Annotated in this window: 18 protein-coding genes; 4 read left to right on the forward strand and 14 right to left on the reverse strand. The window is 66.9% G+C overall.

Annotation, left to right across the window (positions count from 1 at the left end; genetic code table 11):
- Positions 1-232 precede the first annotated feature (232 nt).
- From LQG66_RS23240 to LQG66_RS23250, 3 genes are all read right to left on the reverse strand, one after another.
- A complete protein-coding gene (locus LQG66_RS23240; protein WP_231317994.1) occupies positions 233-2,473 on the reverse strand; it encodes a PAS domain-containing hybrid sensor histidine kinase/response regulator in 2,241 nt (746 codons plus the stop codon).
- Positions 2,474-2,609: 136 nt separating this feature from the next.
- The gene (locus LQG66_RS23245) at positions 2,610-3,089 is read right to left on the reverse strand and encodes a hypothetical protein (protein WP_231317995.1); all 480 of its coding nucleotides are present in this window, start codon (positions 3,087-3,089) and stop codon (positions 2,610-2,612) included.
- A gap of 103 nt (positions 3,090-3,192) precedes the next feature.
- Positions 3,193-4,731 (reverse strand): YifB family Mg chelatase-like AAA ATPase, encoded by a 1,539-nt coding sequence (locus tag LQG66_RS23250; RefSeq protein WP_231317996.1) that lies wholly within the window; start codon positions 4,729-4,731, stop codon positions 3,193-3,195.
- Positions 4,732-4,960: 229 nt separating this feature from the next.
- Between LQG66_RS23250 and LQG66_RS23255 the strand changes: the two genes are divergently transcribed.
- The gene (locus tag LQG66_RS23255; protein WP_231317997.1) at positions 4,961-6,031 is read left to right on the forward strand and encodes a DUF2336 domain-containing protein; all 1,071 of its coding nucleotides are present in this window, start codon (positions 4,961-4,963) and stop codon (positions 6,029-6,031) included.
- A 22-nt stretch (positions 6,032-6,053) separates the two neighbouring features.
- Here the strand turns inward: LQG66_RS23255 and LQG66_RS23260 are convergent, their stop codons facing one another.
- The 3 genes from LQG66_RS23260 to LQG66_RS23270 form a co-directional block, all read right to left on the reverse strand.
- On the reverse strand, positions 6,054-6,842 hold the full coding sequence (locus tag LQG66_RS23260; protein WP_231317998.1) for an outer membrane lipoprotein carrier protein LolA: 789 nt from the start codon (positions 6,840-6,842) through the stop codon (positions 6,054-6,056).
- Positions 6,843-7,011: 169 nt separating this feature from the next.
- Positions 7,012-9,483: a DNA translocase FtsK gene (locus LQG66_RS23265; RefSeq protein ID WP_231317999.1), complete on the reverse strand. Its 2,472-nt coding sequence runs from the start codon at positions 9,481-9,483 to the stop codon at positions 7,012-7,014.
- An 11-nt stretch (positions 9,484-9,494) separates the two neighbouring features.
- Positions 9,495-10,709, reverse strand: a complete 1,215-nt coding sequence (locus LQG66_RS23270) for an aminotransferase class I/II-fold pyridoxal phosphate-dependent enzyme (RefSeq protein WP_231318000.1) — start codon at positions 10,707-10,709, stop codon at positions 9,495-9,497.
- A 923-nt stretch (positions 10,710-11,632) separates the two neighbouring features.
- Here LQG66_RS23270 and bamA point away from each other — a divergent pair.
- On the forward strand, positions 11,633-14,137 hold the full coding sequence (gene bamA, locus LQG66_RS23275) for an outer membrane protein assembly factor BamA (RefSeq protein ID WP_231318001.1): 2,505 nt from the start codon (positions 11,633-11,635) through the stop codon (positions 14,135-14,137).
- 280 nt (positions 14,138-14,417) lie between these two features.
- Here the strand turns inward: bamA and LQG66_RS23280 are convergent, their stop codons facing one another.
- From LQG66_RS23280 to ubiE, 8 genes are all read right to left on the reverse strand, one after another.
- Complete coding sequence (locus LQG66_RS23280; RefSeq protein WP_231318002.1) at positions 14,418-15,140, reverse strand: nucleotidyltransferase family protein; 723 nt, start codon at positions 15,138-15,140, stop codon at positions 14,418-14,420.
- A gap of 149 nt (positions 15,141-15,289) precedes the next feature.
- Entirely contained in the window at positions 15,290-15,595 is a 306-nt protein-coding gene (locus LQG66_RS23285) for a PilZ domain-containing protein (RefSeq protein ID WP_231318003.1), read from the reverse strand.
- Between the two features lie 121 nt (positions 15,596-15,716).
- Entirely contained in the window at positions 15,717-17,246 is a 1,530-nt protein-coding gene (tsaE, locus tag LQG66_RS23290) for a tRNA (adenosine(37)-N6)-threonylcarbamoyltransferase complex ATPase subunit type 1 TsaE (RefSeq protein ID WP_231318004.1), read from the reverse strand.
- Positions 17,243-19,753 (reverse strand): sensor histidine kinase, encoded by a 2,511-nt coding sequence (locus tag LQG66_RS23295; RefSeq protein ID WP_231318005.1) that lies wholly within the window; start codon positions 19,751-19,753, stop codon positions 17,243-17,245. Before LQG66_RS23295 ends, tsaE begins: the two co-directional genes overlap by 4 nt.
- Positions 19,754-19,942: 189 nt before the next feature.
- Positions 19,943-20,401 (reverse strand): dUTP diphosphatase, encoded by a 459-nt coding sequence (dut, locus tag LQG66_RS23300; RefSeq protein WP_231318006.1) that lies wholly within the window; start codon positions 20,399-20,401, stop codon positions 19,943-19,945.
- On the reverse strand, positions 20,398-21,831 hold the full coding sequence (gene coaBC, locus LQG66_RS23305) for a bifunctional phosphopantothenoylcysteine decarboxylase/phosphopantothenate--cysteine ligase CoaBC (protein ID WP_231318007.1): 1,434 nt from the start codon (positions 21,829-21,831) through the stop codon (positions 20,398-20,400). The genes dut and coaBC overlap by 4 nt, the downstream gene beginning before the upstream one ends.
- A gap of 284 nt (positions 21,832-22,115) precedes the next feature.
- Positions 22,116-23,690, reverse strand: coding sequence for a 2-polyprenylphenol 6-hydroxylase (gene ubiB / locus LQG66_RS23310; protein WP_231318008.1), 1,575 nt, complete (start codon positions 23,688-23,690; stop codon positions 22,116-22,118).
- On the reverse strand, positions 23,687-24,448 hold the full coding sequence (gene ubiE, locus LQG66_RS23315; protein ID WP_231318009.1) for a bifunctional demethylmenaquinone methyltransferase/2-methoxy-6-polyprenyl-1,4-benzoquinol methylase UbiE: 762 nt from the start codon (positions 24,446-24,448) through the stop codon (positions 23,687-23,689). Before ubiE ends, ubiB begins: the two co-directional genes overlap by 4 nt.
- Positions 24,449-24,553: 105 nt before the next feature.
- On the opposite strand from ubiE, the gene mutM reads away from it, so the two are divergent.
- Positions 24,554-25,435 (forward strand): bifunctional DNA-formamidopyrimidine glycosylase/DNA-(apurinic or apyrimidinic site) lyase, encoded by an 882-nt coding sequence (gene mutM / locus LQG66_RS23320; RefSeq protein WP_231318010.1) that lies wholly within the window; start codon positions 24,554-24,556, stop codon positions 25,433-25,435.
- Positions 25,436-25,529: 94 nt separating this feature from the next.
- A complete protein-coding gene (locus tag LQG66_RS23325; RefSeq protein WP_231318011.1) occupies positions 25,530-26,012 on the forward strand; it encodes a Crp/Fnr family transcriptional regulator in 483 nt (160 codons plus the stop codon).
- Positions 26,013-26,104: the final 92 nt, after the last annotated feature.

Consider the following 26,104-nt stretch of genomic DNA (forward strand, 5'->3'; position numbering starts at 1 on the left):
CCGGGGCGCGCGTAGCGTGAGCCCGGAATCCATAGCCACAGCCGGTCACGTGGAGCGAGATGCCGGTGGCGCTTACCTTCAACTCATCACGGTCTGGGGCTATAGATTCCGGGCTCACTCACGCTGCTTCAAAATGGCTTCGCCATTTTGCGCGCGAATGCCCCGGAATGACGCGGGGAGGGAGCGTGCGCTGCGTTGGTAGTTGCAGGGCCGATCCGTTCCAACTCATCATTTACGCCGCGACCTGTCGCGCCGCCGCCAGATTGGCCAGCGCCTCGTCCAGCTTGTCCCTGTCGATCGGCTTCACCAGGAAGCCGTCCATGCCCGCCTCGAAGCAGGCGTAGCGATCCTCCACCAAGGCGTTGGCCGTCAGCGCCAGGATCGGTGTGCGCGGGCCGGGCTCGGCGGCTTCATGCGCGCGGATGCGTTTGGCCGCAGCGATGCCGTTCAGGCGCGGCATCTGCACATCCATCAGGATCAGGTCATAGGGCGTGCCGGCCGAGCGGGCGGCCGCCCAGGAGTCCAGGGCCGCTTCGCCGTGCGCGGCGATCACGGCCTGATGGCCGAGCTTGGTCAGCAGCGAGCGCATCAGCAGGGCGTTGATGTCGTTGTCTTCAGCCACGAGGATCGACAGGCCCGTTCCGCCGCCAGCAACCAGAGAAGGGGACAGGGCGATGATGGGCTCCTCGGCGAGCGCCGCTGTCGTCGCGTCGGGCGCGACGGCAAGGCGGCCGGCGAGGGACGCGGCGCGCAGCGGCTTGACGAGATAGCCGTTGAATGGCGCAGCCGGCATCAGCTCGTGGCGGCTCACGGGCGTCACCAGCACGATCAGCCGCGTCGTATGATGTTGCGCGGTCTCGCCCAGGCGTCGCGCCGTATCGCTGCCGATCGCATCGTCGACCAGCACGGTGTGCCACGCCCGCTCCGGCAGCAGGGCCGCGGCCACCTCCGTCTCGGCGACGAGACAGGTCTGTGCGCCCCAGTTCTGCAGCCGTCGCTCGATCAGCTCGGCCTGCAGGCCAGCCGGCGCGATCAGCATGATCGATTGGCCGGTCAGGTCGGGGCCGCGGAAGCTGTTCTGCTCACCGCGCTCCAACGCCGGCGGCAGCGGCACGGACACCTCGAAGGTGGAGCCTGTGCCCAGCGCGCTCTGCAGCGAGATGCGGCCGCCCATCCGCTTGACGATCCGGTCCGAGATCGCAAGGCCAAGGCCGGTGCCGCCGAAGCTGCGCGCGACACTGTCGTCGGCCTGCTCGAACTCGCGGAAGATGCGCTGTTGCGCGTCGGCGGCAATGCCGATGCCGGTATCGCGCACCTGGAAGCTGATCTCGTTCGGCCAGATTCCCGGCTCGGCGATCAGCGCGACGCCGCCGGATGTCGTGAACTTGATGGCATTGCCGGCGAGGTTGAGCAGCACTTGGCGGAGGCGCGCCGCATCGCCCGTCACCCATGTCGGCAACCGCTCATCCATGTAGGCCGCCATTTCGAGCTGCTTGGCCTGGGCGCGGGGCGCCAGGAGTTCGGTGATTTCCTCGATCAGCGCCACCAGCGAGAACGGCTGCGCTTCGAGCGCCAGCTTGCCGGCCTCGATCTTGGAATAGTCGAGCAGCTCCTCGATCAACGACATCAGGGCCTCGCCGGAGGTTCTGACCGCTTTGGCATAGGTGGTCTGCTCCGGCGTCAGCTGTGTCTCGAGCAATAGCCCGCTCATGCCGAGGATGCCGTTCAGCGGCGTGCGGATCTCGTGGCTCGCCATCGCCAGGAAGCGCGATTTGGCGCGGCTCGCGGCGTTCGCCTGGTCGCGCGCGTCGGCGAGCGCGCGCTCGGTCTCGGTGCGGTCGGTGACGTCACGGCCGACACATTGCAGCAAGGCCGGCTGGCCGGCGTCGGCGCGCACCAGCGCCTCGCGCCAGGCGATCCAGCGCGGTCCGATCGCGCTCTCGATGCGCTGGTCGTGGACGCGCGTGCCGCTGGGCTCGAGCGCGCCGTCGCCTTGCTCGATCAGCTCAAAGGCGAATTGGCTGCCGAGCAAGTTTTCGCGATCGAGGCCCGCCATCTGGCAATAGGCGTCGTTGACGAAAACGATCCTATCGCCGGCGTCGCGCATCACGATCAGGTCGCCCTGCTGCTCGAACAGGTTTCGTGCGCGCTGCTCGGCTTCCTGCAGCTCCCAGTTCCGGTCCGCCAGCACCTCGTTGTGAAGCGCGATCTTTTGCATCTTCTTGGCGACGAAGCGCAGCCGCATGCTGAGGGTGGCCAGGCCGACGCAGGCGAGCGCGAACAGAAAACTCGCGCCGATCGCAAAGGTGTGCGGATTGTAGCCGGAATTCTCGGACAGGCTGGCCTTGATGAAGCCGTAGGCGCCGCCGAACCCGGCCGAGAAGATCATCAGCGAGCGCAGGATCGTGACCACAGTCCGGTGACGCCGCAGGAACCGGCGCAGGCGCAGCCTGATGCGAAACATCAGTCCCATCTCAATCACCCCTGATGACTTCCATCCCGTGTCATGGCCGGCCCGCACCATGCGGAATCGGTATTGCTGAGACTTTGAAACATCATGCACGTGCGATAGGACCGTGCAGAGATGGTGAACCGGGCGTTAGCCCGGCTCATAGAACCGGATTGGCCGGCGGTGAGTCGTGATTGCGGGCGGCGACGATCAGCGCGGCGGCCTCGCGCGCCGTGAAACGGCTGGAGCGGACATAGATGCGATAGTCGGCGGGGCGATCCTTCGCACTGTCCCTCGCCAGATAGATCCGCGGCGTACCCGGGAGCGGATCGGCCGCGATCGCGACGACCTGCGTGGCGGCGGTCATGCCGCAGCCCTGGTCCTCATTGACGGCCGCATCGTCGACCACCACGAAATCAGCCGTATCCGGACTGTCGGCCAGCGCGACGCGGACGGTCGCGAGCGCCGGGTCATCGGTGAAATCGACGTGGAGCTCGGCATGAAAGGGCGCGGAGCCGAGCGAGACGGAATCGGCACCGACGGCAATGCACGGCTGTGGGGAGGGCGCCAATTCTATTCTGGCGAGGACCGCGGCCGCGATCAGCGGCAGGGTCGAGACGAGGACCTTGAAACGCAACATGATACGCACCGACGCGGAGGCCTGATGACATGAACGCGGGCCTTATGGTTGTCGGAGCGTAAAGAGAAGTCGTTACCAGAGTGTTGAAGGGCAGGGGCTTCGTTCACGCCGCGTGGCGATTGTCCTCAGCCAGCGCGCGGTAGGACAGGGCCTCGGCGAGATGCAGCCGGCCGATCGCATCAGTGTGGTCGAGATCGGCGAGCGTGCGGGCGACGCGCAGCACGCGGTGATAGCCGCGGGCCGACAGCCGCATCGTCTCGGCCGCTTCGCGCAGCAGCTTCTGGCCCGGCGCGTCCAGTCTGGCGATCTCGTCGAGCACTGCAGCGGGCGCCTCGGCATTGGTTCGGACATGCGGCAGGCCGGCCTTGGCGTAGCGCTTGCGCTGGACGTCGCGCGCGGCCGCGACGCGGGCGGCGACCTCCTTCGAGCCTTCCTTCGCCGGCGGCAGGATCAGGTCGGCGGCGGTAACGGCCGGCACCTCGATGCGCAGGTCGATGCGATCCATCAGCGGGCCCGAGATGCGCATCTGATAGTCCGCGGTGCAGCGGTCGATACGGCCGCGCTTGCAGGCATATCCCGGCTCGAACGCCTTGCCGCAGCGGCACGGATTCATGGCCGCGACCAGCATGAAGCGGGCCGGGTAGGTGACGCGGTGGTTCGCGCGTGAGATCGAGACCTCGCCGTTCTCCAGCGGCTGCCGCAGCGAGTCGAGCACGCGCGGGTCGAACTCCGGCAGCTCGTCGAGGAACAGCACGCCCTGATGCGCCAGCGAGATCTCACCCGGCTTGGCACGCAGGCCGCCGCCGGTCAGCGCCGCCATGCTGGCCGAGTGATGCGGGCTGCGGAACGGGCGCTTGGATGTCAGCGCCCCGCCCTCGATCTCGCCGGCCACCGAGGCGATCATCGACACTTCCAGCAGCTCCGCCGGCGACAGCGGCGGCAGGATCGAGGGCAGCCGTGCGGCGAGCATCGACTTGCCGGCGCCGGGCGAGCCGATCATCAGCAGATGGTGGCCGCCCGCGGCTGCGATCTCCAGCGCGCGCTTGCCGCTCTCCTGGCCCTTGATGTCGCGCAGATCGAGCAGGCTCGCCTGCGCCTCGTGAATCCTGGGCTGCGGCCGCGACAGCACCTGCGTGCCCTTGAAATGGTTGGCGATCTGGATCAGCGAGCTCGCCGCGATGATCTGGATGTCGGGGCTCGCCCACGCCGCCTCGGCGCCGCAGGCAGCCGGGCAGATCAGGCCTTCCTCGCGTGAGTTGGCACCGATCGCGGCCGGCAACACGCCGGCGACGGGGGCGATCGAGCCATCGAGGCCGAGCTCGCCGAGCACGGTGAAGCCGCCCAGCGCATCCGGCGGAATGGCGCCGATGGCGGCCATCAGGCCGAGCGCGATCGGCAGATCATAGTGGCTGCCTTCCTTCGGCACATCGGCCGGGGCCAGGTTGACGGTGATGCGCCGCGCTGGCAGCGCCAGCCCAGAGGCGATCAGCGCCGAGCGCACCCGCTCGCGCGCCTCGGACACCGCCTTGTCGGGCAGGCCGACGATCGCGAACGCCGGCAGGCCCGGCGCGACCTGGACCTGCACGTCGACGGCGCGGGCCTCGATCCCTTCGAAGGCGACGGTAGAAACCCGCTGGACCATGTTGCCCCTCTCAACAACAAGGCTAGCGGAAGCCGCTGGCCTCCGCAAGAACAATACAGGAACATAACTCGTGCCGATGTCACGCAGTCCGTTAACGACGGCCGGCGGCTCTTCTGTTCCGAACAATGGACTTAACGCCGCTTTAGGTCCGCGCTCGCATTCTTCTGAAAATTGATGACCGATCCGCGGGCCCGCCAAAGCGATGGGCGCCGCCAAAGAGGATGCAACCATGCCTCCAGCGCCTTCGGCCGCTCCACCAGCCAAGTCGCCCGTCGGCGAAGCGAGAACGGTGTCCGAGCTCGCCACCGACATCCTGCGCAAGACAACGAGCCTGTTGCTGGCCGGTCCGCGGCCGGCCGCCGACGAGCAGCTCGACCTCTATGACCAGATGTTCGCACGGCTGATGCCGCAGGTCGGCACGGATGTGCTGACCGAACTGAGCGCGGCGCTGGCCGGCGTCGAGCGCGCGCCTTACGCGACTGCGCGGCTGCTGGCCGTCCATCCCGAGGTGCGCATCGCCGCGCCGATGCTGGCCAAGGCGGCCGTGCTCGGCGAACGCGACCTTGCGGATTTCATCAGGACCGGCAGCCAGTCCCATCTCGTGGCCATCGCCAGCCGCAGGGGAATCGGAGAGACGCTGACGACGCTGCTGATCGGCCGCGGCCATCCGGCCGTGCGCATGGCGCTGGCGCAGAATCTGACCGCGCGCCTGTCCGAGGATAGCTATCGCAGCCTGTTCAAGGTCGCCGAGCGCGATGAGGACCTCGCCGAGAAGCTTGCGCTACGCACCGACCTTCCGGCCAAGCTCTCCCGCGCCTTCGTCACGGCAGCAAGCGAGGGCGCCCGCGCCCGCTTCATCAAGGCTGCGCCGCCGGCGACCCGCGCCACCTTGCAGGCGGCTCCGGCCCGGACGGCCGGTGCGGCAATGCGCGCCATCTGGGACTATCAGCAGGTCAAGACCGAGGTCGCTGCGCTCAGTCGCACCGGCAAGCTCGGTGATTCCGCGGTCAACCGCTTCTGCGTGACCGGCGATTTTCCCGCCGTCATCGCGGCGCTTGCGCTGCTCTGCGACGTCTCGATCGAGCTGATCGAATCGCTGATGGATGAGAATCGCCTCGGCGATCTCCTGCTGGCCTGCAAGGCGGCGCGGCTGAGCTGGGCGACGACCGCAATGCTCCTGCGCGGCCGCCCCGGCTACGACGTGATCCAGGCGGAGGACGTAGAGGAGGCGCGCAAGCGCTTCGAGAAGCTGGCGCTGTCCGAGGCGCAGTGGAAGGTCCGTGGGCTCAAGCCGAGCTGAGCGGCCGGGCCGGAGTCCTGCGTCAGCCGGGCGGCGTGCTCGGGTAGGCCGTGAAGTCGATCTTGAACATGTTCGGATCGAGCTTCTTGGTCGTATCCAGATTGTAGACGGCGATCGTCGTATCGTAGCCTTGCGGATCGGTGACGGTCCACTGCTTGAGCTGGCCATCCTTGGCGCCGAGCATCAGCATCATCCGGCTGGTGCCGATCAGCGCCTGCTTTTCCTCGATCGTGATCGTGACGTAGAGGTCGTCGGACGCGACCGCGATGACGTTGGTGTCCTTGAGCAGGTCGATCCGGTCGGACAGCAGATAGCGCAGCGGCGTCTGCGACAGCGGATAGACGTCCTGGGTCGCGAGCTTGCGGTCGCGGACGACCAGCGAGGAGCCGTCGGCGATGATGTCGATCGGCGTCGGCGGCTCGTACTCGAAGCGGACCTTGCCGGGCTTCTGGATGTAGAAATCACCCTTGGTCTTGCTGCCGTCCGGCCCGACCTGAACGAAGTTTCCGACCAGCGTCTGCAGCGACGACAGATAGGCGCTCACCTTGGCCGCCTGGGCCTTCTGGTTGGCGTCGAAGGACGTGAAGATGCTGGCCGGGACGTTGCGCCGGGGATCCGGGATGATCGGGTTCGGCGGAACGGTCTGGGTGGTGCCGGTGGTCTGCGCGCCGCGCTGCTGGTCGGAGGCGCTGAGCTGAGCGCCGCCCTTCGGGCCGGACTTCGGTGCCGGCGTGGTCTGGGCGGTGGCGTGGCCCGCCGCGCCGGCCAGGGTGCTGGCAACAACGGCGCACCCAATCAGCCAAGCGGCCATGCGACGCCCGCGCGGGGTTGCGGAGAGCAAAAAGTGGCTGTTCGACAAGGGGCTTTTCAAAACGACGTCCTGAGTTTTACGCGTTTCTATCTTGGTTGGGTCGGGCAGGGTGATCGTAATTGCGTGATGATACGACACGGAAACGGCAGATCTGGGACCAAGCTGATGGTCAGAACCCGCCTTCTTCCTCGGGCACCAGGATCTCGCGCTTGCCGGCGTGGTTGGCCTGGCCGACGATGCCTTCCTGTTCCATCCGCTCCATCAGCGAAGCGGCCTTGTTATAGCCGATCTGCAGCCGCCGTTGAATGTAGCTGGTTGAGGCCTTGCGGTCGCGTTTGACGACAGCGACGGCCTGGGAGAACAGGTCGTCACCGCCGCCACCACCGCCCATGCCGGTGGCATCGAACACGGCGCCGTCCTCCTCGCTCGGCTCCTCGGCGGTGACCGCCTCGAGATATTCGGGCGAGCCCTGCGTCTTGAGATGGCGCACCACCTTTTCGACCTCCTCGTCCGAGCAGAACGGACCGTGCACGCGGCTGATGCGGCCGCCGCCGGCCATGTAGAGCATGTCGCCCTGGCCGAGCAGCTGCTCGGCGCCCATCTCGCCCAGGATGGTGCGGCTGTCGATCTTGGAGGTGACCTGGAAGGAGATACGGGTCGGGAAGTTCGCCTTGATGGTGCCGGTGATGACGTCGACCGACGGACGCTGGGTGGCCAGGATCACGTGCAGGCCGGCGGCGCGCGCCATCTGCGCCAGGCGCTGCACCGTGCCCTCGATGTCCTTGCCGGCGACCATCATCAGGTCTGCCATCTCGTCGACGATGATGACGATGTAGGGCAGGGGATCGAGGTCGAGCTTCTCTTCCTCGTAGATCGCCTTGCCGGTCTCCTTGTCGAAGCCGGTATGGACGGTACGCGTCAGCTCCTCGCCCTTGTTGCGCGCTTCGACCAGGCGGGCGTTGTAGCCGTCGATGTTGCGCACGCCGAGCTTGGCCATCTTCTTGTAGCGCTCTTCCATCTCGCGCACGGCCCATTTCAGCGCGACGACGGCCTTCTTCGGATCGGTCACGACCGGCGTGAGCAGATGCGGAATGCCGTCATAGACCGACAGTTCGAGCATCTTCGGATCGACCATGATCAGGCGGCACTGGTCAGGCCTGAGACGGTAGACCAAGCTCAAGATCATGGTGTTGATCGCGACCGACTTGCCCGAGCCGGTGGTGCCGGCGATCAGCATATGCGGCGTGCGGGCGAGATCGATGATGATGGATTCGCCGCCGATGTTCTTGCCGAGGCAGAGCGGCAGCTTGGCCACGCTTTCCGTGGCTTCCTTCGCCACCAGCAGCTCGCGCAGGTACACCTTCTCGCGGTGCGCGTTGGGCAGCTCGATGCCGATCGCGTTGCGGCCCGGCACGACGGCGACACGCGCCGACAGCGCGCTCATCGAGCGGGCGATGTCGTCGGACAGACCGATCACGCGGGAGGATTTGATGCCCGGTGCGGGCTCCAGCTCGTACAAGGTGACGACGGGGCCGGGGTGCGCCTTGACGATCTCGCCGCGCACGCCGAAGTCCTGCAGCACGCCTTCGAGTGCGCGCGAATTGGCCTCGAGCTCACTCTTGGACAGCGGCTGGCGGTCAGTGGCCTTGGGCGCGGCCAGCATCGAGACCGAGGGCAGGTCGTATTTGTCGTTGGACTTGCGTGGTGGCGTCTTGGGCGTGGGCTTCTTGCGCGCGCGGGGGGCAGGCTCCTCTTCTTCTTCCTCGTCCTCCCCACCCTCGTCCTCGTCGCCGCCGTCCGCCTCCATCTCCGGCGCCAGGGTCGGCCGGGCACGGCCGCCGCCAAGGCTGGGCTCGTGCCGGCCCGCAGCGGCGCTGCGCGGCTGCGGGCCGCTGGAGACCAGCGCGCGATAGGCCGTGCTGAGGAACCAGCCGACCCGCGCCTTGGCGCTCATGATGGCGTGGAACACCCAGCCGAGCCGCACGGCGCTCTTGTCGTCGTCATCCTCGGAATCGGTCGGCGGCGTGTCGTCGTCCTCGTCCGCCAGCAGCTCGTGATCGGTCTCCCGCGCGCCCAAGCCACCGGCGACCAGCAGGCAGCCGATCATGGCGACCAGGAGCAGGCTGCCGAGCACGAGGCGATAGATCAGCCCGGGGGGTCCGAACACCACCGCCGGCGCGCGCACCAGGGCGTCGCCGACCACGCCGCCCAAGCCCGTCGGCAGCGGCCAGGCATGCGAGCGCGGCCAGCAGCTGGCAAAACCGGCGGCGATGATCGCGCCGAGGATCCATGCGCCGAACCGCAGCGCCTCGCGGTCGAACGGGCGATGGGTCATCATGCGCCAGCCGCGGATCGCGATCGGCAGGATCACCATGATCGCGCCGAGGCCGAGGATCTGCATCAGGAGGTCGGCACCGATCGCGCCGGGATAGCCGACGATGTTGCGGATCGCGCGCGAGGTCGCGTGGCTCAGGCTCGGATCCTGAACCGACCAGGTCATCAGGGCCGCTGCAGCGATACCCGACAATCCGATCAGGGCCAGCCCAGCGAGCTCGCGCAGCCGCCGCACCAGCGCGTCGCGCAGCGACGTCGGCAGGTGGTTGACCAGGGGAATGACTCGCTCGATCGCCGGCATCCGCATCAGCCCCGCGACTAACCCAGGGCCTCGACCAGCCGGTGCAGTGCCTCACCGGTCGATTCGCTGTCCGCCACCAGAGCGAGCCTGATGTAGCCGGCGCCGGGATTGAAGCCGTCGCCTTGTAGACGCGCGAGATAGCTGCCGGGCACCACGCGCACACCGGCGTCACGATAGAGCTTCACGGCGACGGCCTCGTCACCACCGCGATCGGCGACGTCGAGCCAGACGCAGAAGCCGCCGTCGGGGCGGTGATAGCCGTAGCGATTGCCGATGATCTGGTCGGCGAGGTCGAACTTGGCCCGGTACAGCCGGCGATTTTCCTCGACATGCGCTTCGTCGCCATAGGCGGCGACCGCGACGTGCTGCAGCGGCACGGGCACCTGCGGCGCGGCGACGTTGCGCAGCTCGTGGTAGGCGGCCAGGAAGCGCCGATCACCGGCGGCAAATCCGACGCGCATGCCCGGCACGTTCGAGCGCTTCGACAGCGACTGGAACGCGATCACGTTGGTGTAGTCGGGGCCGGCATGTTCGAGCATGCTGCCCGGCGCCTGCCGAGTGTAGATCTCCGAATAGCATTCGTCGCTGAAGATCAGGAAGCCGAAGCGATCGGCGAGCTGCTTCAGCCGACGCATGTAGTCCGGCGACGCGACCGATCCTTGCGGGTTTGCCGGCGAGGCGATGTAGAAGGCGATCGTGCGCGACAGCGTCGCCTCGTCGAGCGTATCGAGGTCGGGCAGAAAGCCGTTCTCGCGCGTGGTCGGCAGGTAGATGGAGTCGCAGCCCGCGGTGCGCGCGCCGACGCCGTAGACCGGATAGAACGGATTGGGCATCAGGATCGCCGGCCGGCCGCGGCGCGGGCCGACATGCCGAAGCGCCGCGTGGGCGGCGAAGAACAGGCCCTCACGGCTGCCGTTCAGGACCAGGATCTCGTGATCGGGATCGATTGCACGCGGCAATGCGAATCGGGCCGACAGCCAGCGTGCCGCAGCCTTGCGGAACGGTTCGATGCCCTTGGCGGCGGGGTAGCGGCCGAAATCAGCGATGTGTTGCGCCAGCACCGGGCCGACGAAATCCGGAACCGGGTGCTGCGGCTCGCCCACGGCCAGCGTGATCAAGGGCTTGCCCGGCGTGTAGGGGGCGAGCAGTTCGGTCAGCCGCGCAAAAGGCGAGCGCTCGCCGTCCGAATGGACGGCGCCAGCGGGCGCGAGGGATGAAGCGGTCATTGCCATACTTAAAACGCGCGCCAAACCAGTTGAAGCCGCCGATCGCCCAGGAACCGGTGCTGTTAAGATCACCATAGGTTGGGCGAGGTTAAGACGCGATTAACCATCGGCACTGGCAACCGTTTTGATCGTTTTTCCCGGCCCGATCCAGAGGCAATTTCGCAACAGCGGCCGACATTGTGGCACGCTAGCAGGGCCCCATCGTCGGTCCGGCGGGCAATATGATCCATTGCGGGAACCGAAGGGTGGGCAAAGCAGCCACTTGAAGGGCGGCAGCGTGCCCACCACTGATCAGCGAATGCATCAGCAAGACTTTGGGCACTGCGCCAGTGATCTCGAACGCGGAGGCAGCGCCGATACGCCGTTGCCCACCCTCCCGCTCCACATCGTCATGACCGGCCTGGGCATGACGAGTGAGTCATTGCCAGGCGAGTCCGCGCGCGAGCCGATCGCCAGCCCGGTCATTGTATCGAAGGCGGAAAAACGGGCGGCCCGGTGCGCCGGAATATCAATGGGAATCTACGCGCACCGGGCCTTGACCGAACTACTTGGGGGCTTAGTTCGGATGACGGACAGTTAGCACGGTGGTTTTTCCATCGTATTGCCAACTTCCGAAGATTTGTAGAATTTGGTTTCGGAACCAGCGCAATCCGACGCGGTCGGTCCAATTGCTTAATGGAGATGTCTGTCTCCACTGTGGCTTCCTGGTCGCAGGACCGACGATACACTTAATATGCAGCGATCGTCCATCAGCGCTGTCGGCGCCGCGAAGTTTTTCCAAATGGAAACACTTAGTCACGTTCGGCATCAATCGAAATTTCACGAAATGAATTTGGCGCATCACGACCATCTTTGACGGGCATCACCGATTCCTGTCGCGTGCCGAAGAGCGTCGGCGCGCAAGGACTCTGACTTCCGAAAGAATGTCGATGATGCGTCTGAGATTGCCGGCTGTGCTTGCCCTGACCCTGCTGGCCATGCCGGTTTTGTCGCTGCCCCGCATGGTCGTGGCCGCTCCTGTCGCGGCTGCGACATTGATCACGGTCGAGGGCAACCGGCGCGTCGAGACCGACACCATCCGCTCCTACTTCAAGGCAGGCCCCGACGGGACGCTCGACGCCGGCCAGGTCGACGACGGCCTGAAAGCGTTGATCGAGACCGGCCTGTTCGCGGACGTTAAGATCGACCGACAGGGCGGCCGGCTGGTCGTGCGCGTGGTCGAGAACCCCGTGATCGGCCGCGTTGCCTTCGAGGGCAACAAGAAGGTCAAGGACGAACAGCTCACCGCCGAGGTGCAGTCGAAGCCGCGCGGCACGCTGTCGCGTCCGATGGTGCAGTCGGATGCGCTGCGCATCGCCGAGATCTACCGGCGCTCCGGCCGCTACGACGTCCGCGTCACGCCGGAGATCATCGAGCAACCCAACAATCGCGTCGATCTCGTCTTCACCGTGGTCGAGGGCGCCAAGACCAACGTCAAGTCGGTCACCTTCGTTGGCAACAGCGCCTATTCAGCGGCCCGGCTGCGCGACGTGATCAAGACCCACGAATCGAACTGGCTCAGCTTTCTCGGCAACAACGACGTCTACGATCCCGACCGGGTCGAGGCCGACCGTGACCTGATCCGCCGCTTCTACCTGAAGAACGGCTATGCCGACGTGCAGGTCGTGGCCGCACTCACCGAATACGATCCGGGGCAGAAGGGCTTCCTGGTCACGTTCCAGATCGAGGAAGGCCAGCAATATCGCGTCGGCTCGGTGCAGTTCCAGTCGAGCGTCGCTGCGCTCGACGCCAACGCCCTGCGCACCTATTCGCGCGTCAATGTCGGCGCGCTGTATAATGTCGAGCAGCTCGAGAAGTCGGTCGAGGAGATGCAGATCGAGGCCTCGCGCCGCGGCTTCGCCTTTGCCGTTGTGCGTCCGCGCGGCGATCGCAATCTCGAGGCACATACGGTGGCGATCGCATTCCAGGTCGACGAGGGGCCGCGCACCTATATCGAGCGTATCACGATCCGCGGCAACACCCGTACCCGCGACTACGTGATCCGGCGCGAATTCGACATCTCCGAGGGCGACGCCTACAATCGCGCACTGGTCGATCGTGCCGAGCGACGGCTGAAGAACCTCGACTTCTTCAAGGAGGTGAAGGTCACGACCGAGCCGGGCTCGTCGAGCGACCGCGTGATCCTGGTCGTTGGCCTCGAGGAGAAGTCGACCGGCGACTTCTCGATCTCCGGCGGCTACTCGACGACTGACGGCGCGCTGGCCGAGGTCTCGATCTCCGAGCGCAACTTCCTCGGGCGCGGTCTGTTCGCCAAGGCCGCTGTCACCTATGGCCAGTATACGCGCGGCGTGTCGCTGTCCTTTGTCGAACCCTATCTGCTCGACTACCGGGTCGCCCTCGGGCTCGACGTCTCCTATCGTCAGCAGCTGGCCAACAGCACCACGAGCTACGGCACGCGGACCATCGGCTTCAGCCCGCGCCTCGGCTTTCAGCTGCGTGAGGATCTGTCGCTGCAGCTGCGCTATTCGCTATACCGGCAGGAGATCACGCTGCCGTCCTATCTCGCCAACTGCAACAACAATGCTGCCAACGGACTGCTCGCCTTCAATCCGACTCCGGCCTATATCGCCAGCGTGCTCGGCGGAGTCGACCCGACCAATTCGACCACCTCGGGCGTCTACGGCTATGGCTGCTACGGCGACGGCGAGTCGTCGCTGGCAGTCCGCAAGGAGCTGAACGACGGCGCCGCGCTGACCTCGGCGCTTGGCTACACCCTCACCTACAACACGCTCGACAACAACAAGAACCCGACCGAGGGCCTGCTGATCGATTGGCGGCAGGACTTTGCCGGCGTCGGCGGCAATGTCAGCTATCTCAAGTCGGCGGTGGATGCGAAATACTACACGCCGCTGGTGTCCGACATCGTCAGCGTGATCCATCTGCAGGGTGGCCTGCTGAACAAGATCGGCGACAAGGACCTGCGCATGCTCGACCATTACCAGATGGGCCCCAACCTGGTGCGTGGCTTCGCGTCGAACGGCATCGGTCCGCGCGACATCACCTATCGCAATCTCGGCGCCACCGGCGACGCACTCGGCGGCACCAAATATTGGGGCGCCTCGGCCGAGCTGCAGATGCCGTTCTGGTTCCTGCCGAAGGAAGTCGGCCTCAAGGGCGCCGTCTACGCCGACGCCGGCTCGCTGTGGGGCTATCAGGGCCCGACCTCGTGGGCGGCCACCGGCGAGGTCAATACCGCCGCCTGCAAATGCGGCCTGCAATATGATGACAGCAAGGTGGTGCGCTCGTCGGTTGGCGTCGGCCTGATCTGGGCCTCGCCCTTTGGTCCGCTGCGCTTCGACTACGCGGTGCCGCTGTCGAAGGGCAAATACGACACCGTGCAGGAATTCAGGTTCGGCGGCGGCACGTCGTTCTGAGCCGGGGCGGCGCTCCCGCGGCGGCAGCGATGTGATCGCCTCTGCTGAAAGCGCCGCGTCTGGTTCGGTATCAAGCCGGTCCATGGCCCGCTAGCGCTCATGGAGGGGAACGGCAGATGAGATCTGCCGCGCCGTCCCCGCAGACCGGGCAAAGCGCGATGGGGTGGGTTTGGATCATCTCCGATGAAGCGTGCCGGTCTGCAGTCGGGGCTTCGAACCCGCTGCACCAACCACTGCGTCAACGCTGCGAACGCCCGCCGACCGCCTGGTCCGCGTTCGACTAAGCCGCGCTCTCCAGCAGCGCCTCTTCGGCCGCGATCACCGCATCGGGCGTGCCGACATGCATCCACACGCCTTCGAGCCGCAGGCCGAACAGCCGCTCCTGCTCGTTCGCCTTGTCGAACATCCTGGTCAGCGAGAACTCGCCCTTGGGCGCGCCGTCGAAGATCGCAGGCGAGATGATGGCGGCTCCCGCATAGACGAACGGCACCACCTGGTGTTCCCGCCGCTTGCGCAACGTGCCGTCGGCGAGCATCGCGTAGTCGCCCAGGCCGGAATAGCCGATCGAGGTCGCGGTCGGCGCCATCAGCAGCATGATGTCCATGCGTTCGGGGTCGAAAGTATCGGCGAGCCGCGACAGATTGTGGCGCACGCCCTCGATCCACATCGTGTCGGAATTGACGTGGAAGAACGGCTCGTGGCCCAGCAGCGGCAGCGCCTTGACGACCCCGCCGCCAGTGCCGAGCACCTGGTCGCGCTCGTCCGAGATGATCACGCGAGGGGTCGTGCGGGTGGCGGTGTGTTCGATGATCTGGTCGGCCAGGTAGCGCACGTTGACGACCGCTTCGGTGACGCCGGCGTCGCCCAGGCGGTCGAGCACGTGATCGAGCAGCGGACGGCCAGCCACGCGCACCAGCGGCTTGGGCATCGTGTCCGTCAGCGGGCGCATCCGTAATCCGAGACCGGCGGCGAGGACCATGGCTTTGTGCGGCTTGACGGGCATCTCAGGCAATCTCGATCAAAGGTGGCACGAGCGAATCATACCACGCGGCAACGTGGAACGTCTCGATCGGCTGCGATAGCCCGGCCCGATGACGAATATGCGACGGCGAGCGCGCTGTCGTGACGCATGATGCCGCAGGCGCAGGCTCGTCAGGCCTCGGCGGCTGCGCGCTTGTTGGCCTTCTTCTTCCCGGTCTTCAGGAACGTGACGCCGATCTGGTCGCCATTGACCCAGGCAAGCTCGCAGCGCCGATAGGCGAGGCCTGTCGACGACAGCAGCAGGAAGAATTCCTTCAGATGCAGGCCTTCGACCGAGCCCTCGACCGTCAGCTTGGCGCCGGTCTCGGAGACGTCCTCGATGGTGCAGTTGCGACGCCAGGTGCCGTCGATGCCCATCATGAAAGCGGGAATGCCGCGCTCGAAGACGACGCGTTCGCCCTTCTGCCGTTCCGACATGTCGTCCTCCCGACGCATCCGGCGCGTCCATGCACCGCTCGACGGCGCACGGTAAGGGGGGATGGCTAAGAACCGGTAAAGCTACGGGGGGCGAGCAGTCGATCAGCGCGATGAGGTTCCCTCAAACAGCACCCGCCGGTGGCGGCACGTTCGCGGCATACCAGGCGCGCAGCGGGTCGAGCGCCGCATGCGCCAGCGCGCGGTGCAGGTAGTCCCAGATGCGCGGCTGATGCTTCAGGTAATGCGGCTTGCCGTCGCGGCGGTTGAGCCGGGCGAAGGTGCCGAGCAGGCGGGTGTTGCGCTGGGCCGACATGATGGCGTAGTGCGCGCGGAATTCTTCCGCGTCGAAATCCGCATCCGCCGCCTGGCGCGCCGCGACGTAGCGATCGAGCAGCGCCTGTTCGATGGCGGCTGAGACATCGATACGGGCGTCCTGGGCCAGCGAGACGACGTCGTAGGCCGGCGGGCCCATGACGGCGTCCTGGAAGTCGATCACGCCGACCCGCGCGATGCCCTCCCGCGCCGGTAGCCATAGCAGGTTCGGCGAATGATAGTCGCGGATCACCCAGGTCGGCTTCGTCGCGAGCGGCGCCTCCAGCAGGTCACGCCACATCTCGAGGAATTCGCCGCGCAGCACCTGCGACGCCTGCACCCCGCGATCGGGCAGGTACCATTCGGGCATCAGCCCGATCTCGATCAGCATGGCGTCGACATCGAAGGTCGGCACCGTGTAGGTCACCTGCGGCGCCAGCGGCAGCACCGACGGCACGTCCTGGCCGTGCAGGGCAGCCAGCAGATCGGTCGCGGCCTCGTAGCGCGTGACGATCGGGCGTGGCGGGTCACCTTCGATGACGCCGTCGCGGCCAAGATCCTCGGTGATCAGGAAACCATGGTCGAGGTCGGCATCGTTGATCTTCGGCGCCGAGATGCCGCGGCCGCGCAACGCGCCGGCGATCGCGACGAACGGACGAACGTCCTCGGCAAGATGCACGGCGCCGCTGTAGGGCTTGCCGTTGTAGACCGCCGGGCCGTCGGGCCGCTTCGGCGAGTTCATCAGGATGAAGACGCGCTCGCCCTTGTGGAGCCGCGCATAGGAGCGGGTCGAGGCGTCGCCGGCCATGCGCTCGCGCCGCGATTTGGCGTGGCCGGCCTCGGTCAGAAATTCGCGCAGGCTGTTCAGGCGCGCGACGACCGCAGCCGCCTTGCCAAGGCCGGTGATCTCGGCAAGGCGCGCGGTATCGCCCTGTGGCGAATCGTGGCGGAATGCGATGTCGATGCGGTCCTGCGGCAGGGCGTCCGTGGCGCGCTCGGGCCATTCGATCAGCACGACGGTGCCTTCGGGCAGCGGCGACAGGCCGATCTCCTCGAGCTCCGACGGATTGCCGATGCGGTAGAGATCGGCGTGCACCAGCGGAAAGTCCGGCAGGTCGTAGCTCTGCGCCAGGGTGAAGGTCGGGCTCGGTACCTCGAGTTCGTCGTCGCCGGCGAGATAGCGGATCATGGCCCGGGCTGCGGCGGTCTTGCCGGCACCGAGATCGCCCGTGAGCGTGATCAGCGCGCCGGGGCCGATCAAAAGCGCGAGGTCGGCCATCAGGGCGGCGGTTGCGGGCTCGTCCGCGAGCGTCGTGGTGAATGTCAGCTGGTCCGTCATTCCGCGGCGTTGCGTTGCGCGACGTGATCGGTCGGGAAATCACAGGTGACCGTGGTGCCCTTGCCGACCACTGAATCCATCCGCACCCTGCCGCCATGCAGCTCGACGAAAGAGCGCACCAGCGACAGACCGAGCCCGGCGCCGCGATGGCGCGAGCCCTGCGAATGGCTCTCGAACCACTCGAACACCTTGTCCTTCACTTCGGGCGGAATGCCGGGGCCGGAATCGGTGACCGAGAAGGCGACGCTGTGAGCGGTGCGGCGGGCGCTGACCACGACGCTCGAATCCGGCGGCGAGAAACCGACCGCATTGGCAAGCAGATTGTACAGCACCTGCACGACGCGGCGCTCGTCGCCGACGAAGGAGCCGACATTGGGATCGACCTCGACATTGAGCCGGATGCGGTCGGTGGCAAGCCGGTCCTGCACGCCCTCGGCGGCGGCATCGATGGCCTTGGCCGCATCGACCGGTCCGAGCTCGAGCTTCATCGCGCCGGCATCGATGGTGGCGAGGTCGAGAATGTTGTTGGTCAGCGCCAGCAGCGCGTTGGTCGATTTGGTGACGTACTCGAGATACTCGGCCTGCTTCGGCGTCAGCGGCCCGGTCGACGGATCCGACAGGAAATGCGCGAAGCCGATGATCGTGGTGAGCGGTGCACGCAGCTCGTAGGACACGTGGTGGACGAAGTCGATCTTCATCTGGCCGGCGGCTTCGAGCGCGTCGTTGCTCTCGCGCAAGGCTCGCTCGACATTCTCGGTGTCGGTGATGTCCTGGAAGGTCAGCATCGTGGCGCCGTCGGGCAGGGGGCGGCTCATGCAGTCGAGCACGCTGCCGTCCTTGCGCTCGAGCTTCAGCGCAATGTCGATCCGGTTCTCGATCGAGGTGATGGCCTCACGGATGGTGCGCCACGCCGTCGGCTCATCATAGAGCGTCCGGCACCAGGATTCGACGATGTCGATGTGCGGGTGTCCGCGCAAGGCCTCCGGCGTCAGGCGCCACATGCGCGCGAAGGCCGGATTGAACAGCTCGACCCGGCCATTGCTGCCGAACACCGCGACGCCCTCGGCGAGGCTGTCGAGCGTCTCGCGCTGCACCCGGATCAGTCCGTCGAAGCGGCGGGCGAGATCGAAGCTCTCGGTGACGTCGTCGAACAAGTAGGTGACGCCGCCTTCCGGGTTGGGCGTGGTGACGACGGACAGCGCGCGCCCGTCCGGCAGGAACCAGGTGTCCTTGGCGGCCTCGACGGCGCGATAGGCCTCGTGCAGCTTGGCCTTCCAGGCGCGGAAGTCGGCCTGCTCGGGCAGCTTGCGACCGGCGCGAAGACGGTCGAGCACCGAGGAGTCGTCCGGCTGGCCGTCGAGGAATGCGGTGTCGAGATCCCACAGACGCCGATAGGAATCGTTGTAAAAGGCGAGCCGCCGCTGGCCGTCGAACACGGCGACGCCCGACGACAGCTGGTCGAGCGTGCGGCGGTGCGCTTCCCTCATCCGCACCACAGCCGCATCGAGCGCAGCCGCCTCGCTGGCATCGATGGCGACGCCGGCGCTGCCGCTGCCGAGCGTGAAGGCGCGCACGTCGTGCATGCGGCGCTCGCCGCCGGCGGTCACGATCGGCAGCCGGCCCTCGAAGCGGCCGCCCGCACCGAGCGCGCGCTGCAGGTTGGTGCGGTCGGCGGAGTCGAGCAGTTCGAGGTTGCGGCTGATGGCGTCCGGCACGTCGCGGGCGTCGGCTGCGCGGGCATAGGCGGCGTTGACGTAGGTGAGCCCGCCATTGGCCTGCCGCGCCCAGATCGGCCACGGTAGCGCCGCAGCCAGCGCGCGCAGCGACTCCGTTTCCTCGCCGAGCGCCCTGAACCTGATCTGCGTCTCGGCGAGCTCGCGCCGCAGGCCGGACAATTCACGGATGCGCACGATGGCCTGGCCGCCGATGGCGCGGCCCATGGCTTCGATCGCATGGCCGTGCGACGTCGTGAGATTCAGGCTGAAGCTTTCGCCGATCTCGCGCAGCGCATCGACGGCGCGATCGAGCTGCAGCGCCGGTTCCGGCGGCAGCCAGGCGCCGAAAGCGAGAACGCGTTGCGGCTGATCCGCCGGCACCAGCATCGACGTGTCGCCGGAGATCTGCGGGCGATGGCCACCGGCTGGCCACGCAATCAGGATCTGCGGCTCGGCGAACAACAGCGCGCGGTAGCGATCAGCCTGCAATTGCAGCTCGGCGACGTCGGCGCGCAGCTTCGCTTCTTTCCGCGCGGCGCGCACGCGCGTGCGCACCAGTGCGATGGCGGCGACCACCGAGAAGCCCAGCAGCGCCAGCATCGCCGTGACCTCGGCGACGTCCGGACGGCTCAGCTCGAACAGCGTCGTGATCGCATCCGCCGGCACACCGTCGCCTGCGAAGCCCGGCGGGGCCGGTGCAAGCGCGGTCGCAGCGAGACCTAACAGGCCCTTGCGCGCAAGTGACGTGCACGACAGCAGCGTCTGACGCATCACCACGATCACGCCCGACATTTTTGCCCCAAACCGCACGAAGTTCCGCGCCGCGCCGATCGCATCGACCGCGCCGTTTCGCGAATCAATGGACAATAACCGCTTCGGGACTCCAGCGGTAAGAGTCCAGACCGTGAACGATGGTTGCGCAACAGTAAAATGCGTTCGTCGATCGGCGCTTTCGAGTCGGAACGGTGGCGGGCCCGTGTTTCAACGACCCGTCGAGCCGAAACCGCCGCTTCCGCGCGCCGTCGACGACAGCGACGTGACGATACTGAGCTCGGCGCGCGCGACGGTGGCGATCACCATCTGCGCGATGCGCTCGCCGCGGCGGATCGTAAACGGTTCCTTGCCGTGATTGATCAGGAGCACACAGACCTCGCCGCGATAGTCCGCATCGACGGTACCAGGTGAGTTCAGCACGGTGACGCCGTGACGCGCGGCCAAGCCGGAGCGCGGCCGCACCTGCGCCTCGTAGCCGGCGGGCAGCGCGATCGAGAGTCCGGTCAGCACCATCGCGTGGCTGCCGGGCGCGAGCACCAGCGGCGCATCGGCGGGAACCGCGGCGAGCAGATCGAGGCCGGCGGCATGCGGGGTCTGATAGGCCGGCAGCGGCAGGCCTTCGCCATGCGGCAGGATTTGAACGTCGATGGCAATCGTCTGTGTCACGCAGCAGGTCCTGTCGGCTTGGTCAGTTGCTTGGCGATCTCGGCGACCAGCGCGGTCGCAACCTCGTCCTTGGTCATGATCGGCCACGACGCGACATGGACGCCGTCGGCGTCGCGCGTCAAGAGATGCACGGTGTTGCGATCACCGCCCATCACGCCCGTGGCCGGCGAGACGTCGTTGGCGACGATCCAGTCGCAGCCCTTGCGCGCGAACTTGGCTTTCGCGTTGTCGATCAGATGCTCGGTCTCGGCGGCGAAGCCGATCACCAGACCGGGGCGCTTCTCTTTCAGTTTCGAGATGGTGGCGAGAATGTCCGGGTTCTCGACCAGCTGCAACGGCGGGATCGTCTTGTCCGTTTTCTTCAGCTTCTGGCCGCCTTCGTTGGCGACGCGCCAGTCGGCGACGGCCGCAGCGAAGATCGCGACGTCGGCCGGCAGCTCGGCCGCGACCGCCTCCAGCATTTGCCGCGCCGATTCGACATGGGTGACGGAGACGCCCCTGGGGTCGGAAAGCTCGACCGGACCGGAGATCAGCCGCACGTCGGCGCCCGCGGCCTGCGCCGCGGCGGCGATCGCATAGCCCTGCTTGCCGGAGGAGCGGTTGGCGATGTAGCGCACCGGATCGATCGGCTCGTGCGTCGGGCCCGCCGTGATCAGCACGCGCTTGTCTGCGAGCGGTTGCGGCACGGCCGGCTTCAGCAGGCGCACCACGGTCTCGGCGATCTCGATCGGCTCGGCCATGCGGCCGACACCGGCCTCGCCTTTCTCGGCCATCTCTCCCGCGTTCGGCCCGATCATCTGGATGCCGTCGCGCTGCAACGTCGCGGCGTTGCGGCGGGTCGCCGGGTTGCTCCACATCATCGGGTTCATGGCCGGCGCCAGCAGGATCGGCCGGCTCGCTGCGAGCAGCACGGCGCTGGCGAGGTCGTCGGCGTGGCCGTGCGCCATCTTGGCCATCAGGTCGGCGGTGGCCGGCGCCACCACGATCAGGTCGCAGTCGCGCGCCAGCCGGATGTGGCCGACGTCGAACTCGCTGCGCGCGTCGAACAGATCGGTGAAAACGCGGTCGCCGGCGAGCGCGCTCGCCGCGAGCTCGGTCACGAACTGTGTCGCGGCCTTGGTCAGCACGCAGCGAACGCGGATGTGGCGCTCCTTGAGGCGCCGGATCAGGTCGAGCGATTTGTACGCCGCGATGCCGCCGCCGATGATCAGGGTGACGCGGGCCTCTCGGGCTTGGCCGGGCTGCGGGACCTCGGGCAGCGCCGTCGGTTCAGGCGGGTGCGTCGGCGGCTCGGAGGGATCGACCGGCTCGATCAGCGCGCGCAGGATGACCCGGACTTCCTCCTCGACGGAGCGCCCGTTCTGCGCGGAGCGCAGGCGCAGATAGGTCTTCAAGGACTCGTCGAGCTTGCGGATGGTCAGGCTGGCCATCACCGCCTCCCCGGCTTCGTTGTGATCGCAATGCTAGCAAGAATTGCAGGCAGTGCAATCATGTTTCTGGTGACAGAGGCGAGCTGTCGCTGCTTGGGGTGGTCTACTCCCTCTCCCCGTTCTTCACGGGGAGAGGGCTGGGGTGAGGGGCAGACGCACGGGAAGTGTTCGTGGAGGGACCTGTACCCCTCACCCGGATTGCATCTGTCGATGCAATCCGACCTTTCCCCGCAGGCGGGGAGAGGTGCACCGTGTCCGCCTTTAGAGCGTGGCCTCCACCATGGTCACAGCCTCAGCACCGCGAACAAAATGCCGATGAAGGTCAGCGCGATGACCCACAGCGCGATCGCGCGCCAGCGGCTCTTCTTGCCTTCGGTGCGGCCCATGGCGGCGATGGTCTCGGGCGACAGCCTAAGGCCGTCGCGGGTCATGGTCTCCATGTGCTCGAGCACCGCGGCGGCGCGGGCGGCGAGCACCGGCAGGGTCGCGCTGAGCCGGACCAGGTCGCCGACCCCGGACACCGCGCCCTGGATGCGGCCGATCGGTCCGAGATTGCGCTCGATCCATTCGCGCACGACGGGATCCGCGACCTTCCAAATGTCGAGCTTGGGATCGAAGCCACGCGCGACGCCCTCGACCACCACCATGGTCTTCTGCAGCAGGATCAGCTCGGGCCGCGTCCGCATGTCGAACAGGCCGGTGACCTCGAGCAGCAGGGTCAGCAGCTTGGCCATCGAGATCTCTTCGGCCGTGCGGTTGTGGATCGGCTCGCCGATGGCGCGGATGGCCTGGGCGAAATTCTCCACCGAATGATGCGGCGGCACGTAGCCGGCCTCGAAATGCACCTCGGCGACGCGGCGATAGTCGCGGGTGATGAAGCCGAGCAGGATTTCGGCGAGGAAGCGCCGCTCCTTCATGCCGAGCCGACCCATGATGCCGAAATCGACCGCGACGAGGCGCCCTTCCTTGTCGAGGAACAGGTTGCCGGGGTGCATGTCGGCGTGGAAGAAGCCGTCGCGCAGCGCGTGGCGCAGGAAGCTCTGGATCACCTTGCGGCCGACGTCGGGCAGGTCGACATTGGCCTGCGCCAGCCGGACGTGGTCGTTCAGCGCGATGCCGTCGATCCACTCCATCGTCAGCACGGTGTTGGCGGTGCGGTCCCAATCGACCGTGGGCACGCGGAAGTCCGGATCGTCCTTGATGTTCTCCGCCATCTCCGACAGCGCGGCTGCTTCGAGACGGAGATCCATCTCCATCGCGACCGAGCGCGACATCGTGTTGATGACCTCGACGAGGCGCAGCCGCCGCGCTTCCGACGAATGCGCCTCGGCGTTCTCGGCCACGAAGAAGAAGTCGGAGAGGTCGCGGCGAAACCGCGCGGCCACGTTGGGCCGGAGCACCTTGACCGCGACGGCGTGACGGATGCCGTCGCGTTCGACCTCGCCGCGATGAACCTGCGCGATCGACGCCGCCGCGACCGGAGGGCTGAGAGACGTGAACAGCTGGCTGATCGGACGTTCGAGTGCGGCGGCGATGACAGCCTCGGCCTCGGCCTGCGGGAACGGCGGCAGACGATCCTGCAGCGATTCGAGGTCGCGCGCCATGATGACGCCGACCACGTCGGGCCGCGTCGCCAGGAACTGGCCGAGCTTGAGATAGGCCGGGCCCATCCGCTCCAGCGCCCGCGACAGCCGGGGTCCGGACTTGGCGCCGGGCCGCTCGATCAGGCGCGCGAGCTTCAGCGCGAGCTGGCCGGGCGGCGGCGCCAGACTGGGATCGACGGCACCGAACACGCCCTCGCGCGCGAACACGAAGGCGGCCCGGGCGAGCCGCGTAATATGAGTGAGTGCGGAGATCACAAACGCCAGCCGGAATGAAGTGCGACGATGCCACCGGAGAGGGTCTGCCAGGACGTGCGGGCAAAGCCCGCCGCCGAGATCATCTCGGCGAAGGCGCTGGGCCGTGGAAACTGCCGAATCGATTCGACCAGATAGCGGTAGGACTCGGCGTCCCCGGTGACGGCGCGGCCGAGCTGCGGGATCACGTTGAAGGAGAACAGGTCATAAAGCTTGTCGAGCCCGGGCACCTCGACGGTCGAGAACTCCAGGCACAAAAAGCGCCCGCCGTGCTTGAGCACGCGATGCGCCTCGGCGAGCGCCAGCTCGATCTGCGGCACGTTGCGGATGCCGAACGCGATCGTATAGGCGTCGAACGAGCGGTCGGGAAAGGCGAGCTTCTCCGCATTGCCCTCGACGAAATCGACCCGGTCGTCGAGACCCAGCTTGTAGGCGCGCTGGCGGCCGACTTCGAGCATGTCGCCGTTGATGTCGCAGACGGTGGCGTGGAAGCCTGAGCCCGCCTTCCTGGCGGCGCGAAAGGAGATGTCGCCGGTGCCGCCGGCCACGTCGAGCAGCGCGAACGGCGCGTCGCTCTTCGGCGGGTTCAGCGTGTTGATCATGATGTCCTTCCAGACGCGGTGCAGCCCGCCCGACATCAGGTCGTTCATCACGTCATAGCGCGACGCCACGCTGTGAAACACCTCGTTCACCAGCGTCTGCTTCTCGCCCAGAGGCACATCCCTGAAGCCGAAATGAGTGGTCTGGTCCGGCTGATCCATCACCCTTACTCCGATACGGCACCATAGCGCTGATGCGGCCAAGGCGCTATCACGTCAGCCGGACAAGGTGAATGGTCGTGGACGCAAAAGGTGGAATGAACCGGCATGCCTGAGCTGCCCGAAGTCGAGACCGTCCGCCGCGGGCTGCAGCCGGTCATGGAGGGCGCGAAGATCGTCACCGCCGAGGCCCGGCGCGGCGATCTGCGGTTTCCGTTCCAGCCCGATTTTGCGAAGCGCCTGCAGGGCCAGACCGTCACCGGGCTCGGCCGGCGCGCCAAATATCTCTTGGCCGATCTCGGCTCCGGCGACGTGCTCTTGATGCATCTGGGCATGTCCGGCTCGTTCCGCGTGATCAAGCCGGAGCACGAGACGACGCCCGGCGAGTTTCACTATCCGCGCGGCAAGGACAGCGTCCACGACCACGTCGTGTTTCACATGTCCTCCGGCGCCGAGATCGTGTTCAACGATCCGCGCCGCTTCGGCTTCATGAAGATCATCGCGCGCGGTAAGCTCGATGCCGAACCGCATCTGAAGGATCTCGGGCCGGAGCCGCTGGGCAACGCGTTCGATGCGGCGATGCTGGCGCGCGCCTGCGCCAACAAGAAGACCAGCCTGAAGGCGGCGCTGCTCGACCAGCGCGTCGTCGCGGGGCTTGGCAACATCTATGTCTGTGAGGCGCTGTTCCGCGCGCACCTGTCGCCGCGCCGGCTGGCGGCGACGCTCGCCACCAGGAAGGGTGAGCCCACCGACCACGCGAAGCGGCTGGTCGAGGCGATCCACACCGTGCTCAACGAGGCGATCCGCGCCGGCGGCTCGTCGCTGCGCGACCACCGCCAGACCAGCGGCGAGCTCGGCTACTTCCAGCATTCGTTCCAGGTCTATGACCGCGAAGGCGAGCCGTGCCGCACCGGAGGATGCGAGGGCGTGGTGAAGCGCTTCGTGCAGAACGGCCGCTCGACGTTCTGGTGTCCGAAGTGCCAGAGGTGACGCGACCGACGACGATCCGGCGCGGATTGATCCCTCGCCGGTCGCCAGCATGCGGTCCGCTTGTCGCGGTCCGGCGCGGGCGTATACTGACGCCATGGCTGTCAGCTCGCCCGATCTGAAAGCATTCCTGCGCGCCACGCCGTTCTTCGGCGGCCTGTCGGACGCGAGCCTCGACTCGTTGGCTTCAATGCTGGTCGAGCGCCGCTTCGAGGTCGGCGCTCCCGTTTTTGCGGAAGGAGAGCCGGGGCGCTCGATGTTCATCGTACGCAGCGGCACGCTCGCGGTCAGCGAGCGCGTCGAGTCCGGGCGTATCCTTCGCATGGCAGGTCTGGCGCCCGGCGATTTCTTCGGCGAGATGACGCTCTTGGAAATGCAGAACAGGTCGGCGACGGTGGTCGCGGAGACGCCCACCGTGCTCTACGAGCTGACGGCGCAAACGCTCTATGCGTTCTACAAGGCGGACATCCAGGCTTATGTGATCGTGATGCAGAATATCAATCGCGAGCTGTGCCGACGCCTGCGCCGTGCCGATGAGCGCATCAAGAAGCTGGAGATGCGGGAGGCCGGATCGCGGTAGGCTTGCAGGTCGTGAGTGGTCCGACGCCCATCTCGCGCCGCCGCGCGATCCGGCAAACAGAACGGGTGCTCGACCCTTGTGCCCGCAGTGAT

It is taken from the genome of Bradyrhizobium ontarionense (genome assembly GCF_021088345.1).
Taxonomy (GTDB): Bacteria; Pseudomonadota; Alphaproteobacteria; order Rhizobiales; family Xanthobacteraceae; genus Bradyrhizobium; species Bradyrhizobium ontarionense.